Below are 17,915 nucleotides of genomic sequence, written 5' to 3' on the forward strand. Positions count from 1 at the left end.
CATTTGTTCCGAACATGGTACAGTAGCTATCATATGCGTCTCATTTCCCGGGGACAAGCCCCGCTCCTAATATGCCCTCTATAATATCCTCGTACTTGAGCCCTTTTGAATATCCTTGACGCGCGAACCCGCTGTCAGTATTTATATCCGGGTTCGGATTAACGTCGAGAACATACAGTTTCCCATCTCGTTCCCTGAGGTCTACCCGGAAATATCCCCTGCATCCAAGAGCGTTCGCCGCCTCCCGGCTGACCTCAATGACCTTATCCCTCCATTTTCTATCGTCCGGAAGGAGTACTTCCGGCATAAGACGTTTATATTCCGGCGAATCCGCTTTCCATTTGGACGAAAAATTCAGGTACTGTCCGCGTCCCTTGGTAGTGCCGTAATCAAGCATCGATACCCCGATAACATCATAGGGGTATTCCCCTGTAAATCCGGCGTTGAACTCTATCCCGGGTATGAACTCCTCGACCATAAGCCCGGCGGGGAAGCGTTCCAATTTATCCAGGACATAGCTTGCCATCTCTTCATCGTTATAAGCCAGTGACATGCGGTCTATGCCTACGCTCGCGTCCTCGGATACCGGTTTGATGAACACCGGAAGATCCCCGGTAAAAGTCCCCAGGTCGCCAAATGTCCTGACGACCACTCCTTCGGGGACATCTATCCCGTGTTCGGCCAATATCTTTTTGGCACCCCCCTTGTCAAGACACGCCTCAAGCGCGCCAGATCCGTTACCCGTGAACGGTATCTTTTCCTCCTCCAGCATCTTCACGAACACTATCTCCTGGAAAGTATTATCGGAAAAACCTTCGAAAAGGTTGAAAACGCGATCGGGGGCATATTCCCGTATGTCCCGGACCAGTTTATATGGATCGCGTGAAAACTCCTTCTGTGTGACATCGAGATAAGATACGGCATATCCCCGCGCCTCAAGGGCTCCTTTAACCGAATTACGGCACCGCAGGGCGTCCAGAGTATCTTCTCTGGGCACTTCGTCTATTCCGGCGGATATCATTATTTTTTTTGTTTTCATGGTAACCTTACGACATCCAGGGGCAGGGGTCACACGACGATACCCGAACGTTTCACCTCGGTCATGCGCGCGCCATAACGGGCAAGGGCTTCTTCCACTATCCTTTTTATGAGCTCTCCGTAACTCCTGCCGGCCATACGGATCATTATCACAAGATCGCTGTAATGTGGGGATAGCCCCGGCAGCGGATTAACATCTATTATCCTTGGGATACCCAAGGCATCCACCCTGAGATCTATACGCGCTATATCCCTAAGAGATAACGCCTTGAAAGCCGCGGTCGCGTACTCCGCTATCTTCCTCCTCACTTCAGCGGCCACCGCGTCCTCCCCTTCATAGAGTATCTTTTTCTTCCAATCCCGCTTTTGTTCTATGGAATATATGAATCTGTCCCGGTTTTCCCGGGGAGATATCTTCATCATGCCCAGAAGCTCCGGCACGTCATTCCCGGAGACCGCGGCTGTTATCTCACTTCCCGGCATATACTCCTCGACAAGCACAGGTTGTCCATATCGCCCAAGTATCCTTGAGGCTTTTTCCACCAGTTCCACGGGCCCCGAGGCGATAGAATCGTCAAAAATGCCCCGGGAAGAGCCTTCCCATCTGGGCTTGATGACCCAGTACCCCTCCTTCTCGATAGCCTGGCTTATCCGGGATATGTCCTCCCGGTCCCCGGCGCTGAATGCGCGAGGCACAGGTACGCCAGCCTGGTGAAGGACCACATTTGTCAGGTATTTATCAAGCGTTATCCCAAGTGCGATAGGGTCCGATCCCGTGTACGGGATATCCAGGCTTTCCAGGATACACGGCACCTGGGATTCCCTGGACCTTGTGTGCCCGATACCTTCGGCGATATTGAAGACCATATCCGGCCTCTTCCTAATAAGCTCTGAGGCCAGGTCCTCCTTCTGGTCGAACAGGGTGACCTCAAAACCAAGAGCCTCTATCTCATCTTTTATCGCCAGGATAGTCTCTATCTCATCGTACTCTTCATGGAGATCGTCCGTTCTTGTCTTGTCCTTTAAGTTATAGACTATCCCGATAGAACGTATATTCATCTCTTCCCTGTTCCTTTATGCCGGGTTGTGGTATTCGAACACCTCTTTGGCGTAATTGCGCAGAAAAAGGCTTTTGTCCGTTACCGAGACTATATAATTCGGCGCTATAGGTATCTTCCCCTTACCATCGACCCCATCAACAACGAACGTCGGAAGGCACATCCCGCTTGTATGCCCTCTCATACTATCCATTATTTCCATACCCTTGAACACGGATGTCCTGAAATGCGCGGCACCTACCACGGGATCACACTGGAACAGGTAATATGGCCGTACCCGTATACTCTGGAGTTTATGGCAAAGCTCCGTCATCACACCCGGATCATCATTGATACCCTTTAAAAGGACGGATTGGTTGCTCATGGGCACACCCGTCATCTGTATCCGCCGGCACGCCTCGGTGGCCTCCCCTGTAACTTCACGCGGATGATTGAACTGCACGTTGATCCATAGTTTTGGATATTTCGAGAATACAGCACAAAGCTCAGAGTCTATCCTGTTAGGGAGCACTACCGGGGCCCTCGTCCCGATGCGAACTACCTCTATGGTGCTTATGGCTGAAACGGCCGAAAGTATATGTTCGATCTTTTCCGTAGATAAGGTCAGTGGATCCCCGCCTGAAACTATTATTTCCCTTATCTGTTCGTTCTCACGCACATAATTCAGCGCCTCGTCTATATCCTCAAGTGACGGTTCGGCCACGGCGCATCTCCATAACCTTTTGCGGGTACAATGGCGGCAGTACATGAAACATCTACCCGTCACGAGCAAAAGGGCCCTGTCGGGATACCGGTGTATAAGGTACCTCGTCGCTTCCGTCTTAACTTCTCCGAGCGGGTCCATCTTGTCATGTTCCGAGTATTTGATCTCTTCGGGCGATGGCACACACTGCATATATATAGGATCTTTAGTGTCTTCTATGTTCTTTATCAATGAAAGGTAATACTTCGGTATCCTTAAATGGAAGAGTTTCGCTACTTTTCGCAGGGTTTCTTTCCTGCCCTTAAGTAATGGGATGTTCCTGGAAAGGTCATCAATATTCTTTATCGAGTTCGCATCTTCATCCTGCCACGTACTTGTTGCGGCCTCGCATAACGTACCGGGAGGCTCGTCCATCTCCGCGGCCAGACACAAACCTGTTTCTTTTTCCATAGACTCCTCCTAAAAAAAGACCCCTCAGATCACGAAGATATGAAGGGGTTCACTTGCGCAAATTGTTATTTTGCCTATGTCCTTTGCTTAGACACGTTTTATTTATGTATTCAACTGAAGAATATACAACAAAACGGCTTATTGTCAATTGAAATCACGTTTTTTATTGCAGGGGCCGTGTCTTCCTTTACGTCTATGCCATGCCTCCCCGCGCCGGTCATGGGCCGGACGCGCACTGTAATAATATGGGCCGTAGGGTACAAGTACAGATATTTACCCGGCCATAAGCATCCTAAGTCCCCCGACAAACATGGCCACTGGCTCCCGGGTAATCTCCCTTCGGGCAAAATTTTTAAAGTGGTGAGCCGCCTCGACGCGGAGGTCTCGGCACCCGCTCGCACATTTCGTGTTCGCTTGCCTTGGTCGCTCAGGGCTACAATGCTCCTACTCGTCTCATTGTCCACGCCCTTCTCGACACTTCCTCGGCCATTACGGCCTCGGTCGGACTCGGGGCTTTACATCTAAAGCTTATTCCCACTCGTCCTCGCCTAAAACCTATAGATCCCGCCCGGCTAACACAGTGCCGGCGGATATTTATTCACCGCATATATACTCTTCCCCCTTGAACGTATAGCCGGTAAATGTTGACCGGTTCTTAAGGATGGCGTTATATTTGGAGAGGATCTCGCTCTCACTGACGCTTCCGGATGGAGCATTTCTATCCTCTTTCCCGGCAAGATCAAGCGTACCGTTCTCGAATATGGCCACGATCCCGCCTTCAGTATCGTATTCGTAAATACTCAACAGATCCTCCGGATCCCTGTCGGTAGAGGAATACGCGTACACGAAGTGTAATGCCCCATCGTCCTCACCCTCATAATACTCGAATTCAAGCGCGCGTTCCCCTTTTGAATTGGCTTCCGCATACATCGTTGAAACAAGTATCTTCCCTGCCATATCATACTCGTAAACCGCTACAAGCTCATTCGAAGCACATGAAGTCGCGGAATACGAAGAAACCCTGCTCGGCTGTATGGAATCCGCGTAATATTCGTACTTGAACGCGATCTCCCCCTTAGCGTTCGTTGCCTCAAGATGGGCTTCATCCGCCCTGGGCGCGCCCTGTGTATTCCAGGCCTGGTCGATATCCTCGTCGATGTAATGGTAATAGACCATCCCGCAAACATCTGCTTTCGGCATGGTCCGTGATTTCATGCGCTTTTCATTATCGGACGCCTCCGGGTTATAATATTCTGTGCTGCTTCCGTTCCAATCCCCGTTGTATCTTAAAAACCCCGAGAACACGGGATTATGCGGATCCGTTACGTCGATATTTTCCCATTCCCATTGCCCGTAACGTTGATATTCATCGCCTATGACACTGTAGACATGCGCTATCCCGTCATAATATTCCATTAACTCCCTGCCATATCCACGAAACTCCCAGTTCTCGTCAAGATAGTACTTTATAGAAGTATCCGGATCTTCTATATACGCTTTCATGAACCAGGATTCCGGGTAATATACTATCTCCCATGATGTTTCTTCCGGCAGAAGCTGGCCTTCCTGATCGAACGTTTCGGTCACCACAGGGTTTGATAGTACGGGTATGGAAGTATCCAGCTTATACTCAGCGGTATGATATCCTTTTCTTACGCTGACTATGTCCGTACCCTCATGGTATTCATACGTATACGCTTTCACTCCATATTTATCGCCCGCTTTCAGTATGGATACGTCTATTCTACCCTCTTCATCGTAGTGAAAATAAACATAAGCCGGATCATCAAGATCTGGCCCCCTGACCGATTCTATCTCTCCTGTATCCGGATAATACGTGTACACTGTCCCGTAAAACCAGTCTTGCAGGGCCTGGTAATCCATCGCGTCAAGCGCGTTACCCTTATCATCCCAGAAAAGAAGCCCGTCATATCCGTGGTCGGCCAGTGTATCAAGTTTATTCGTCACATACGTCGGATCTATTTCCCCGCCTATAACAGGTTTCCCTTTCAGGTAATTGGGAGAGTAAAAATACTGCATCTTATCGTTCTTGTAACCGAACAGGTTGAGGCTCGCTTTGTCATAATCGGGGCTCTCCGTATTATCACCCTGCCAGTACTTGTAACTGTCATAATAATGGAACTGATAAAGATCAAGCACGCTCAGGTCCCCGTCGGCGCAAGCGTTATCGTAACTGACCCAGTACTTCATCATCTCGGATTTTGTCAGACTGCCTACCGTGACCAGCGCTTCTGGATCTTTCTGGTGTATCATCGTCACGAATTTCCTCACGAATACCTGCATCTCTTCCATCGTTACGCCTGTTATGTCCCCCAAATGCCCTTCACATGAGATCTCCGGCTCATTGATGACATCCCACGCGTATATGGCGTCATAATTGGCCAGTTTCATGACCTCGTCGAAAAACCAGTCGAAATGAGCCAGCAAGACAGCCGTCGCGTTCTCGTCCTTTATAAGATCGACGTGCTCGTGGTCGGAAACACTTTCCACGCCATCGGCCATCCTGTAATCGAATAATGTCGGGATAAGTTTTATGTTAAGTTCTTTCGCCGTATTCAAAAGCGTCTCCATGTCCTGTATGACGAAATCGGTGAACCCCGTAAAAGACCCGTTAGCGTCGAACATCATGCCGGCCCTCATATCGGCGAACAGGAACAACCTTACATATCCGTCTTTCCACTTTTCAAGGCCCGCCCTCAGTTCCTCATATCCCGTAAGGTTCTCCCATCCGCTTCGTCCCCTCGAATACCCGCTATGCCAGCCATCGACCGACCTTACTCCGATCCCTTCCCCGTAACGTATCCATGGCAGGTTACCCATGCCTATGAATTCCTTATCTCCGGCCGCGGCTACACGCTTTTCCAAAAGAGCGCCGTCTATCCTGTATGTCCTGGTTTCCAGCAAAGTATCCGTATCGCCGTCGTACTCAAAAACGGTATAGGACCCGTCCGGGAAAGTTTTTTTAATAAGACGTCCGTGCGCCTCATACGGTTCCGATAAAGGTAATGATATCAATAGCCCCTTTACGTCATCCTGGGTAAACCCGTTTTCCGGCAAAGCGTTAGCGTTGATATACGCGATAAGCTCTCTTATGCCCAATGTCCCGGGATCCACACCGATAAGGAAATCCTTCAGATCGCTGGGCTCATCGGCATAGTAAATAAGATCACTTAAAAACTGCCCAGCCTCTTTATCCGCGTAAAAAGCTTCGTCAGCATACTCATAAGTTATCTCCGTAGCCTCCTCCGCCTTAGTGAACTCACCTGCCTTTGTAGCGCACTCGAACCTGGTGTGTACTCTTCCCGAATCATAATACGTAAAAGGATATTCGGGGCCGGCGTGATCTGGCATGCCATAGGGGAAATGCGGAATGATCTCGTAAACGCTGAAGTTATCGAGATATACCTCATATAGCGTACCGGTAGTGATCTCTTCACCTGTCTCGAGCATGTTGGTCGCGGCTTCCCAGTCGATAGCGGTCTCTATATCGAGATCGCCGTCATACACATAGATCAGTCTCCTGGTCACCTGCGTACCGCATATTACGTCTTTAATAAAGACCGTTTCACCGTTCCCGCCAAAGACAAATGATCCCCATGGACTTCCGTCCGGATCGCTTTCATAATAGCGCATGGTGAGTGAAGGTGAGCCGGAAGTCCCGAACACTTTCCTGTATACGGCGTTTTTTTGATCATCTATGACCTTGACCGGCAAGAGCACACCCTCGATATATTCCCTGACGATACCCATTTCATCTCCCCCCAGATATTGCTTTTCCCTTACCAGGGTTCCCGCGGCATCGTAGAAATATTCATACGCCTTGACCAGTCCATCGACAACAGGCTGCTCCGGATCGCTATGATCTATGCTACTGTACAGTTTTTTCCGTTTGACGAGGTCCGAGCCGGGATAATACTCGTAAACATACCCCATAGCCCCTTCACTGTCGGCGAATATCCTCGCCGAAACATCAACGCGGCCCTGTCCCGAACCAAGCCAGTCCTCGTTCATGTAATGATAGTATATGTTCCTGTTATCATCGGATCCCGTTAACGTCTTGGACCGCATCATTCCGGTATCGTTCCAATATGTTGTTGTTGCTTTCAAGTACTTGAACTCGGGATTAGCGGGGTCGATCACATTGTCAGTCGGGCTGAAAAGTTCCAGTAGAGACACGTCACCATCCAGGAAATTCACGATATAAGCGTGCTGGTCACCCGGAGAGATGACCAGGTCTTTCGGGAGATCGCCAACGGGTATGTCCTGCACAAGTTTCGTATTAGTGGACAGGTCTATTACGGACACGCTATCACCGACGCCATTCGTCACATAAGCGTATTTCCCGTCCGCCGTGATCTCGATGCCTTCGGGCCCGTCTCCCACGGGAATATCATTTGTCAGTTTTGTGCGGCTGGCAATATCTATCACCGATACCGTACCTGAATAGTTGTTCACGACGTATAAATAAGCCCCGTCCGGGGTGATCGCGCTATGACAGGGCCGGTCCCCCACGATAATATCTTCCGCGAGCTTAGTATTGGTGCTGAGATCGATCACCGACACACTGTCGCTACCTCCATTCGTCACATAGGCATATTCACCGGACGGATCGATCCTGATATGATATGGGGACGATCCTACTTCTATCGTTTTTATCTTTTGTTTCGCCTGAAGATCGACTACCGACACGGATCCGGCCAACCAATCCACCGTATAGCAATATCTGTCGTCTCCCGTCAACTCCATGGCCCAGGGGTACCTGCCCACCTGGATCGTTTCCGCCAGGACCTCGTCGTTCTCAAGATCTATTATTCCTATATAATCGTCCCTGCAACTCGTATAGTACGCATACCGCCCGTCACTGCTGATCTTTATGTCCCCGGGGTCCCGGCCGACATCAAGATCCTCTCCTACCTTTAGTTTTGTCGCCATATCGATCTTGGATATAGTGTTGGCCCCGTAATTCGTAACATACGCGAACCGTGAATCCGGCGTTATCTCAACGTAACAAGGTAAGTTCCCCATGCTGACATCCATATCGAGGTTCACATTAGTCAATATCTGCCCGCCGTGATAGGCATACGATGTTCGCGAAACGATCCTATCGGTAGCCCCGTCGTATTCGACCTCATACGCGACGGCCCCGTCGGCATCCGCCTCTTGCGCGACATATTTGTCCATCCTGCCGGAGGCCTCATTGATATAATGGTAATAGATGTTCCCGTTCTCATCGGGAGCCGAGAATGTTCTACTCTCGATAAACCCCGTATCGGAATAATATGTTACGCTTTCACCGTCTTTTTCCGTCTTTTCCAGCAATGGCTCATGGGTCGCGCCGGAAACATTCGCGTATTTATAGACCGTATATCCCGTTGGCGCATATGCCCGGGAGTATCCCTCCTTGATCAAGGCCCCGTTCTGCGAATAATACATATCCTTAATGAGTGCTCCATTTGCATCATATAATTCCACGATCCGGGGAACATCCGACCCTTCCCAGAAGGATATGACCTTTTCGACAGAACCGTCCGCGAGAAAGGTCCTGATCACCCTTCCCTGCTGATGGCCATTGTAAGGTTCATCCGAATATTCGTAACCTAAATGCCCTTTTGAGTTCGCTTTATCATAATATTTGCCGCTTATTCTTCCCGAAGGGTAATACTCTACGCGATAATTCCTTTCTCCGTTATCATCGTAATATTCGGTATCTTGTTTTTTCCCCGTATTTCCGTCATATGTGAACTTGATCCGCTGTATACCTTTGAAATTGAAATATATCTTACTTGTCTTGAGTCCCTTCTCGTTAAAAGACTCTTTTTTGATCATCTGTCCTGAATGCGCGCTATAATATGTCCTGTCTTTCACGGTACCATTATCATGGTATCTTTCGCTATAAGATGCCTTGCCCGTCGAGGTGTTATAATACGTGACCTTCCGAGGCTTGCCGTTGTCATTAAATTCTATCCGTTTACACTTTTTCCCAAAATGATCATAGCTATCCATCATGGAATAAAACCCGGTCACAAGATCATAATAAAACTCACTTGAAAGTCTTCCATTATTACCGTATTCCACTACGCGTATGCTCTTTCCATTTTCAGCGCGATAGACTATCCTGGTTCCACCTTTGCCTCTGATCCCGTATCTGGGAGACCACACGATCCTTCCCGCGTCATTATAATAATTGACCGACCGGGTTTTTGGCCCTAACTCCTGATACAAATATGTATAATAAAACCCCTGGAATAGACCGTACCAACCTGAATTGTACCTTTTAAATAGGTCAATACTATCAGCCGATCCAAGACTGGTTATCAGCATTACGCTGACTACCATTAAAGCTATTAAGAGATTATGTTTTGGATATTTTCTCATGACCGTTCTCCCGTCTATGTTATTTCCGTAAAACCACTTACAAAGTGTAAAATTTAGTACATTATTATATCACATTATCCTTCCATATCTTACTTTTTATTTTTACACTGTGCCGGTTTTATGCAGTTTTGCTTGAACTGTCTATCAGCATTGGACTTATGCTTATACGGAGCATGGGAACATGTAGACAAAAGAAGAAAAACGGACTCTATAACCAAAGCGAAATAGGTTTGCGCTTGAAAGACGATTAAAAGCAGTGTAATACTCTATTTGGAAGTGGTACTACAGATGGGGTAAGGTCACTCCTTGCCATAATATTTTTTAATTCTCTCTCTGTCCTCATTTCCCTTGTCACCTTTGAAATATACCTCAATAAACTCAATTTTATCTTCCTCTTTGAAGTAGGCGTAAATAATTCTAATCCCGCTTTTTGCTCCTCTTCCCTTCAATGCCTTACAAGCAAACCTCTTCACCTTGTATATTTCAGGATATTCAATGCCGAGATTGGAGATCCTCTCTATACCATTTACTTCCTTACCCTTCTTATGTTTCAGTTTCAATGCAACCTTAATAAATGTCTCAATATCATCGTCGAGAGTTCTAAACCTCTTTTTTAGAGCTTTTAGATCTTTTGCGTACTCAGCAAGATGAACTATTTTATTAAAAATGCTATTCGGCATATTCCCTCACCGAGTAAGGTGCCTTTCTATAGAACACGGATTCATACTCTATAATTTCACCATCCTCTGTAGATTCCCACGGAACATCACCATGTGAGTAGTCACTGATCTGCGTAGCATTCATATCAGATAACCTGCTATTCAATACATCGTCTATTGTTTCCTTTTCACGCGCGCTCAAAAGAGAAAGATCCGGCTTTCTCAAAGGTAAATACTTTTTCTGTAAATGCTGAAAATATTTGTTCTGTACTTTTACCACCTCTTCATTCTCGATCATTTCTTCTACGATTTTTATAAATTCTTTTGGCGTCGGTCCATGATGATTTTTTATATAAGTAGCACCCATGAGCTGCTCCTCATATTTCTCGTAGAAATTAAAATCCATGAAATATAAAAGCTTGTACAAGACTGTTTCTCCAATATTGGGCTTAGATCCAACTTTTTCAAGGATATATATCAACACCTCTTTGAATTTTTTCAGATTTTTCTGGGGGACACTGATCCTTATTTCTTCTTTATGTTCTGCCTTCTTCAAACTCTTCTCAAAAACAACTTCGATATCCTTTTTGATGTTCAGTAATACATCTGTAGGTATATTGAACACTTTAGCTACTTTAGTAATTTCCTCAGCACTAATCTTTCTGTCTCCTGTCTCTATCTGAGAAACGGCCACTCTATTCACTCCAAGTTTTTTAGCTAACTCTTCCTGGGACAACCCCATTCTTTCTCTTATCTTTTTAATTTTTATCCCAAGATCTTTATAAAATCTATCCATAAATTATACCCCCTTGTTATATTAAGTTTAACATATGTTGGTTTTTATGTCAATGCGTTGTTGTGTTATCTAACATACGACCGCCACACCACCCCCTTTTTGGGGTCTCGCCCGGGTGCGAGGCTAAAGGTCACACAACCTTAAGATAATATTCCCATCTGTTTCGCGTCAGACATTAGCTAACTATTATCTTACATATGGGGGAAGGAGGCCGTTATGGGGTTTATGGTCGAGAAATTAGAGGAAATAGCTAAAATGTTAACGGGTCTAATAAAAAGTACCGACACTAAGTAAGATTACTGATCAATATTCGTTAGTCGTTAGTCGACCGCATTCACGGCTACTTGCGGATCTCGACTTACAAATGCTCTGTTAAATAAAAAACCAGGGGAGTGTACCCTGGTTTTTTATTTAACTGGTGAGCCGCCCTCGACGCGGAGGTCTCGGCACCCGCTCGCACATTTCGTGTTCGCTTGCCTTGGTCGCTCAGGGCTACAATGCTCCTACTCGTCTCATTGTCCACGCCCTTCTCGACACTTCCTCGGCCATTACGGCCTCGGTCGGACTCGGGGCTTTACATCTAAAGCTTATTCCCCTTCGCCTTCGTTATCTTACCATTAAAAAAGGAGACATCCTCTCGGAATGTCTCCTTTTTTAAAGTGGTGAGCCGGCCTCGACGCGGAGGTCTCGGCGCCCGCTCGCACATTTTGTGTTCGCTTGCCTTGGTCGCTCAGGGCTACAATGCTCCTACTCGTCTCATTGTCCACGCCCTTCTCGACACTTCCTCGGCCATTACGGCCTCGGTCGGACTCGGGGCTTTACATCTAAAGCTTATTCCCCTTCGCCTTCGTTATCTTACCATTAAAAAAGGAGACATCCTCTCGGAATGTCTCCTTTTTTAAAGTGGTGAGGGGGGCGGGGGTATAGGACCAATTTATCTCTCTTCTGAGGAGCTAATTAACGGGTGTTTACTATACGGTTAAATGCCCCATTTAACGGGATTCCCTATATAGATGGCTATTCAGAGATATGTTTCGAGGTGAATATAGCTACTTCAAGATGGACTCGAACTATTATTTTGTCCAATTTGTCCGGGGTTTAAGGATCTTGTTTACGATAACTTTATATCAATAAATGTGTTAGGTTGTGTCCAAGCTGTTTAGGCGGACATGGTAGGCCTTATCTCAAATGACGTTATCATTTTGAGCATCTACAACAAACTTTTTTAGTTCTTCTAAATATTTTGTAGATAATGTCAGTATATCTTCTTTCCCTGGATAGTCAGTAAACTCAAATTTGCTTGTTTTTGTGTTCGGGTTTACTTTCTCTGCTTTTTTACTGGGTGTGAAATACTTTTTCTCTTTTTTATCAACAACCAACTTTGTGCCAATAATAGAAATCGTAAGGTTAACATCTCTAGTTATTGGGACACTCTGTTCATGTATATTAAAATTCCTTTTATCTCTGAAATACCCCATATATTGAGTATTACTTATATAGCTCTCATACCATCTTTCCTTTTGCCTTCTCCTAGCCTCTTCTAGTAGATACTGTGCAGTTGATCTTGAACTTGTCAAAAAAGCACTGAGATTAAATCTGAATTCTTCAGGCTTTTCTGAACACGCTCCCATCTGCCTTAAAAAATAAGATGCTTCCCTTATCTTTGAAATTACATGTCCCCTCATAATAATTCATCTACCCCATCTTCCTATCTGATCCATTTTCATTCAACCCCTCAAGGCTTTTATAAGAATATGCTACCGAAATGGTAACTTTAAATCCTTTTGGGATTCCCCCATATTCCCCTGCTGGTTTGGCTAAATCAAAATAGCTACCCTTTATCATCTCAGTTACTTTTCTTACAACCTGTGGGTCCCCAAGATATTTCGCTATGGCCTGCCTTATTTCTTTTGGCGGCAGTGGTTGTCTTTTATATTCAGCTTTTCCAGAAGCCATGTCAAAGTTGCCTAGTTTTTTACTTCCTTTCCAAATTTCAACATGCGGGGATGGAGTTCTTCCACAAACATGGTCATCTTTTCTAAAAGTTATTCTATATCTACCGTATTGCCTCTCCAATGGACCATTGTTCATCTGTTTTTCCTTTCACACGTATTACACAAACACAAGTTCATTATCTGCAATTTTTTGCCCCCCGTGAAAAATACTCCATCTAGCGTTTTCTCTATCTCTTCCAATAATAACGTGAAATCCATATTTATACCCATATTGTGATGTCATTACTTCTAAATTATTATAATCCTTAGCTATATTTCCAGAACTACAATTGTTCCATTTTTTAATCTCAAAACAAAGAAAATCATTGCTTCCACCTAAAATACGTCGGTGAATAATAATATCAACAAATCTACCTGTTGTAGATCCATCTGGATTCGGAATAATCTTTCCATGACGCTCCATTATTTCTATCGGCACTCCTTTCTCATCATATATTATTTCCCAAGAAGAATTAAAGTCACAATCTACATGGTAAGAATCAAATTGCAACTGCAAATAATGTGCTAACCGGAAGGTTAGGCATCGCTCGCCAACCCCTTGCCCATAATTTCGTTCAAATAAAAAAGCGTCTTCTCCATATAATCGCATTAAAGCTTCTCTTATTTGTCGTTTAATTACATTTATATTACTCATCCTTATACTCTCCGGCTTTTATGATTCTTTCAGATACAGTATCAACAAAAAAACCAAGGCTCCAACGACAACCCCGGCCCAAAACTTATCAATTTTTATTCTTTCGGCCACATTCTCAATGGCTTTATGTAATTTTTCCGGCGCCTGTTTAATATCAATTGCTTGGTGCCTATCTATCCATCCGGGTAATTCTTCGGGGCTTATGTCTATCAACAAAGGTACTATCGTTTTTTGCTGAACAAGCGCGCCGCCTAACTCTTGTTGCACTGCCTTGGAGTCGCAAGATATTTTTGACGCCAAGAAAAACACCCACTTTGCTTCCCTTAACTTTTCAAATATCACCTCTGTCCATCTTTCTCCAGGCTCTATAGATATCCCTGCCATAAATGTCTCTATTCCTGCTCGAGTCATAGCATAATGCAATTTTTCTGCCATCTCTTTATCTTCCACCGCATAACTGATAAAAGAATTAACCATCAATATCCTCCTTATTCTGAACACTATATATTGTACCACTTTACATATAATTGTTACATACTCCGCAGGGAGTCCACCTTGGGAAGTGGCCATTGTGCCCTTGATGGCTCCTCAGGATATACATCCCAGGTATAAAGACAACAACCGCCCTTATAACTCTGCGCCAGAGTCACTGCCATCTCGAGAGCATCAGGACCATCATCGTGTCTTCCCTTCGGGTATTGCTTCAACTGCTCTAGTAGGGTTATATGCCGCCTCGAAAACTGCAGGGTTCCGCTCTTTATAAGCGGCTGGAGGGCTTCTATACGCTCATATTTATGGCTAGTGTGGTTGACCCCTTCTATGCCTAGCCGTTGTTCATTAGCCTCGATCCGCTCTCGGAGATCGTCCAACATAAGAGCTTGAAACTGATTGCTCTCCACTCTAAATTTTTTATACCCTCGCAAGTCATGATACTTAACAATAACACCTATGGTTTTATCCGGATGTAGCCTGTCAATGTGCGCATCCAGTACATACATCTTCTTGGTCTTCATATCCTTGGCCACGGTAATGATCGCCGAAAAGTCCCCCTTGCGTTTACTGGTCCCCAGGCTTGGGTCACATGCACCGAAAAACAACGCATCTCCCTGGAATGAGGCCAAGAGCTCCTCCTCGTTTTCAAATTTATCATCCCAGAAATGTATATCATCCAGATTAAAAATACAGTCCTTAGGATTGACGGGCTCATTTTGCATCTCGGCATCAAAGCTGACATGTCCCTCCTGCTCACGCATAACCATGAGCTCATAATATGATCTTCTCTCCGGCCACAGTACCTCCGTGCCCTTAAGCATTTTTGATTTATAACGTTCAAAATATTGTTTGGCGGCTTCGGGGCCATATTCCCCTTTATACGACTCCCTGTTGTTGTAAATATGTGTCCATCTCTCCCATCTTTTAGGACCGTCTGACCACTTAACAACAGCTCTATATACCTGTTTCCTCCATCCCGGATAAGCATCCTGGCTCGTAAACTGGGAAAGTAACGAATGATAGTGATGTATGGTTCCTATTAGAACTATATTGGTCTCAGCGCTGCCCGCCTTAAAGACCGCGTTGGTCAAGGCACTCTGCAGCTTATCCATCACTTCGGGGTTAAGACAGGTGTCGTTATTTTCAACATCATCGGCAATAATAAGACTAGGTCTTATTTCCCGATTCCTTAATCCCCTAACCTGCTGACTTGCCCCTAAAGCCAGGATTTTAATGCCATTTTTCGTTATGATCTCCTTTCTCTGCCATTTAGCCGGAGTCGGCACTTTCCAATTTTCGCACACCTCAGGAAAATCCTCTAGCAGCCTCTCATTGTTCTCAATTTCACTTTTGATATTCTCGAGAAATGTCGCGGCCTGCTCCGAGGTGTTTGATACAATGAGAATAAATTTCTCGAGATCATAACACACACAGTAAATAACATACTGAAGCGTTAATATGGTACTCTTGGCGCTTTCCCGGGGAGCAGCGATGGCCAGCTTAGACCCTCTATTGTCTTTGAGCTTTTGAAGATCCGCTGTAAACTCTGTCTGGAATGGACCATCTTTCAACTTGTTGTAATGTGAAAAATAATAGCTCCTAAAATCGGCAAAGTTTGTAAATTTCTCCCGCCTTTTCTTTATAAGTTCCGCCTGCATTAAAATTGTTATCTTATTTTTATTTATCTTTTTCATCTTCATCCTCCTTCATTAATATAGTTAACCCTTCTTTGATATCTGCCAGCTCTTCCTTCTCATCATCGCTCATGTAACTGCTAAGCTCTTCCATTTGCTTTTGTATAGATGCTATCTCCTCTTTGAGGCCATTAGTAGCATCCCCATGGTGATATATATCCCCCACCACTTTCTGTGGTGCCATGGGCATGTACCCAAGGGTTTGAAGCTTGGCGATGGTATCAAGTTCAAGGCGAGACGCATAATATATAGCTTGGGCTCTTTCACTTACAGAGGCTCCCTGTTGACGAGACAGTTTTATAAGATATTGAACATGTGACCTGGTATTTTTAAGGAGTTCTCCAACCAACTGACATGCCAACTCCATATTGGGCACAATGGCGTTTTTTTGCCTGATCTCGTCCAAATCTCGCTTGATAGTTTTTTCACTTCTTCCAAGCAGTTTTGCCATTTGACTGTTTGAATATCCCTCGAGCTGCAGCGCCTCAACACACTCTTGCCGTTCTTCCTTAGACAAGGTAGCGGGGTTTATTTTGCCATCATGGATGTTTTGTATAATCCTCATAACAGGCTGTTCCTGTTTTTTCTGCGGTTTTTCTTTAGGCATCTTCACCACCCCCTGAATAGCGATCATACAGATCTTTAGCCACACTATCTGCCCCTGCATAGGCGATATATCGCCTAACTATGGCATCACAATATCGCGGGTCTATTTCAACTCCATAACAGCGTCTTCCAAGAGACTCTGCCGCGATTAAAGTTGATCCGGATCCAAGAAATATATCCAAAACGATATCACCTCTGACGGAACTATTCTTGATGGCTCTCTGGGCAAGAGCGACAGGCTTCTGCGTGGGATGGATGTATGATTTTGTCAAATCGCGCTTTATCTGCCATACAGTTGACTCGTTAGCGGAGCCGAACCATTTATGCGGACCGTTGCCTTCAAGCCAACCATAAAGGCAGAACTCGCTCTGCTGATTGTAGTCGCTATATCCGAGGGCAAAACTTTCCTTGACCCAGGTGATAACACAGGCTATATGGCATCCGACCCCTTGCAAGACCTTATGCATTAGACCGAACTGCTTATATCCATTCCACACATAAAAGGCGGCTCCTTCCGCCAGAGGCTTAATAGCTTCAGAAAATACACCCTTGAACCATTCATCATAGACTTCCTGATTCATAGCGTCAGCTTCTATCGGCTTCCATCTTCTTTCCCGTTTTGTTTTTGTGGGACGCAGGGTATCATCATAACCAACGTTGTATGGAGGATCAGTATGTAGCATTTCTGCGGCGGCACCATTAAGCAGCTTCTGATAAGTCCCGGGAACCAAAGCATCAGCGCAAATAAGCCTATGCTTCCCCAATTCCAAAATATCACCTGGCTTAGTGATGGGCTTTTTCTCTTCATCCATAAAGCTATCAATGTCAGGATCTTCTTCTCCTGAGATGTTGAACTTGTCATAGAGCTGGCTGATCTCCGGCAAATCGAATCCTGTCAGGCTAATATCAATATCCGGTGTCTCCTCTATCTCCTTGAGAAGACTCGCCAACATTTCTTCATCCCATTTTCCAGTGATCTTATTAAGGGCTAGGTTAAGGGTCTTTTCTTTTTCTAAAGGAAGATCGACAACAACTACTTCTACAGATTCTACCCCCATCGCGATAAGAACCTTTAACCGTTGATGCCCTCCTATAATGTTTCCTGTTCGTTTATTCCAGACAATGAGCTCCACACAACCAAACTCAGTTATACTGCGCTTGAGCTTTTCGTATTCCGGGTCTCCCGGCTTGAGGTCTTTGCGTGGGTTGTATCCGGCAGGCTTGAGCTTTTTGATCGGCACTTTTTGTATCTTCATGTTTCCCTCCTTTTGTTTCAGTTGAAATAAAAAAAGAGGAAACCTGAAAGCTTCCGCTTTTGGTCTCCTCCCGAAACAAAAAGAGAGAAAACTGAAAACTTCTCGCTTTCAAATTTCC

13 protein-coding genes are annotated in these 17,915 nt (G+C 45.4%); all 13 read right to left on the reverse strand.

The window, feature by feature from the left end; translation table 11 throughout:
* Positions 1–40: 40 nt before the first annotated feature.
* Positions 41–1,039 (reverse strand): D-alanine--D-alanine ligase, encoded by a 999-nt coding sequence (locus PHH49_04895; protein MDD5488282.1) that lies wholly within the window; start codon positions 1,037–1,039, stop codon positions 41–43.
* A 29-nt stretch (positions 1,040–1,068) separates the two neighbouring features.
* Entirely contained in the window at positions 1,069–2,097 is a 1,029-nt protein-coding gene (locus PHH49_04900) for an ATP-grasp domain-containing protein (GenBank protein MDD5488283.1), read from the reverse strand.
* A gap of 15 nt (positions 2,098–2,112) precedes the next feature.
* On the reverse strand, positions 2,113–3,249 hold the full coding sequence (locus PHH49_04905) for a KamA family radical SAM protein (protein MDD5488284.1): 1,137 nt from the start codon (positions 3,247–3,249) through the stop codon (positions 2,113–2,115).
* Positions 3,250–3,843: 594 nt separating this feature from the next.
* Positions 3,844–9,645, reverse strand: coding sequence for a beta-propeller fold lactonase family protein (locus tag PHH49_04910; GenBank protein ID MDD5488285.1), 5,802 nt, complete (start codon positions 9,643–9,645; stop codon positions 3,844–3,846).
* Positions 9,646–9,944: 299 nt separating this feature from the next.
* Positions 9,945–10,325 (reverse strand): hypothetical protein, encoded by a 381-nt coding sequence (locus tag PHH49_04915; GenBank protein MDD5488286.1) that lies wholly within the window; start codon positions 10,323–10,325, stop codon positions 9,945–9,947.
* Positions 10,315–11,100, reverse strand: coding sequence for a helix-turn-helix domain-containing protein (locus tag PHH49_04920; protein MDD5488287.1), 786 nt, complete (start codon positions 11,098–11,100; stop codon positions 10,315–10,317). Before PHH49_04920 ends, PHH49_04915 begins: the two co-directional genes overlap by 11 nt.
* A gap of 1,184 nt (positions 11,101–12,284) precedes the next feature.
* A complete protein-coding gene (locus PHH49_04925; GenBank protein ID MDD5488288.1) occupies positions 12,285–12,785 on the reverse strand; it encodes a hypothetical protein in 501 nt (166 codons plus the stop codon).
* 10 nt (positions 12,786–12,795) lie between these two features.
* Positions 12,796–13,191, reverse strand: a complete 396-nt coding sequence (locus PHH49_04930; protein MDD5488289.1) for a hypothetical protein — start codon at positions 13,189–13,191, stop codon at positions 12,796–12,798.
* Positions 13,192–13,212: 21 nt separating this feature from the next.
* Positions 13,213–13,749 carry a hypothetical protein gene (locus PHH49_04935; GenBank protein MDD5488290.1) on the reverse strand — a complete coding sequence of 179 codons (537 nt, stop codon included), beginning with the start codon at positions 13,747–13,749 and terminating at the stop codon, positions 13,213–13,215.
* An 18-nt stretch (positions 13,750–13,767) separates the two neighbouring features.
* Complete coding sequence (locus PHH49_04940; GenBank protein MDD5488291.1) at positions 13,768–14,226, reverse strand: toll/interleukin-1 receptor domain-containing protein; 459 nt, start codon at positions 14,224–14,226, stop codon at positions 13,768–13,770.
* 53 nt (positions 14,227–14,279) lie between these two features.
* Positions 14,280–15,935, reverse strand: coding sequence for a phage terminase large subunit (gene terL, locus PHH49_04945; GenBank protein ID MDD5488292.1), 1,656 nt, complete (start codon positions 15,933–15,935; stop codon positions 14,280–14,282).
* Positions 15,919–16,542, reverse strand: a complete 624-nt coding sequence (locus PHH49_04950) for an ECF-type sigma factor (GenBank protein ID MDD5488293.1) — start codon at positions 16,540–16,542, stop codon at positions 15,919–15,921. Before PHH49_04950 ends, terL begins: the two co-directional genes overlap by 17 nt.
* Positions 16,535–17,797, reverse strand: coding sequence for a DNA modification methylase (locus PHH49_04955; protein ID MDD5488294.1), 1,263 nt, complete (start codon positions 17,795–17,797; stop codon positions 16,535–16,537). The genes PHH49_04950 and PHH49_04955 overlap by 8 nt, the downstream gene beginning before the upstream one ends.
* Positions 17,798–17,915: the final 118 nt, after the last annotated feature.

The organism is Candidatus Omnitrophota bacterium, from assembly GCA_028715965.1.
GTDB lineage: Bacteria > Omnitrophota > Gorgyraeia > Tantalellales > Tantalellaceae > JAQUQS01.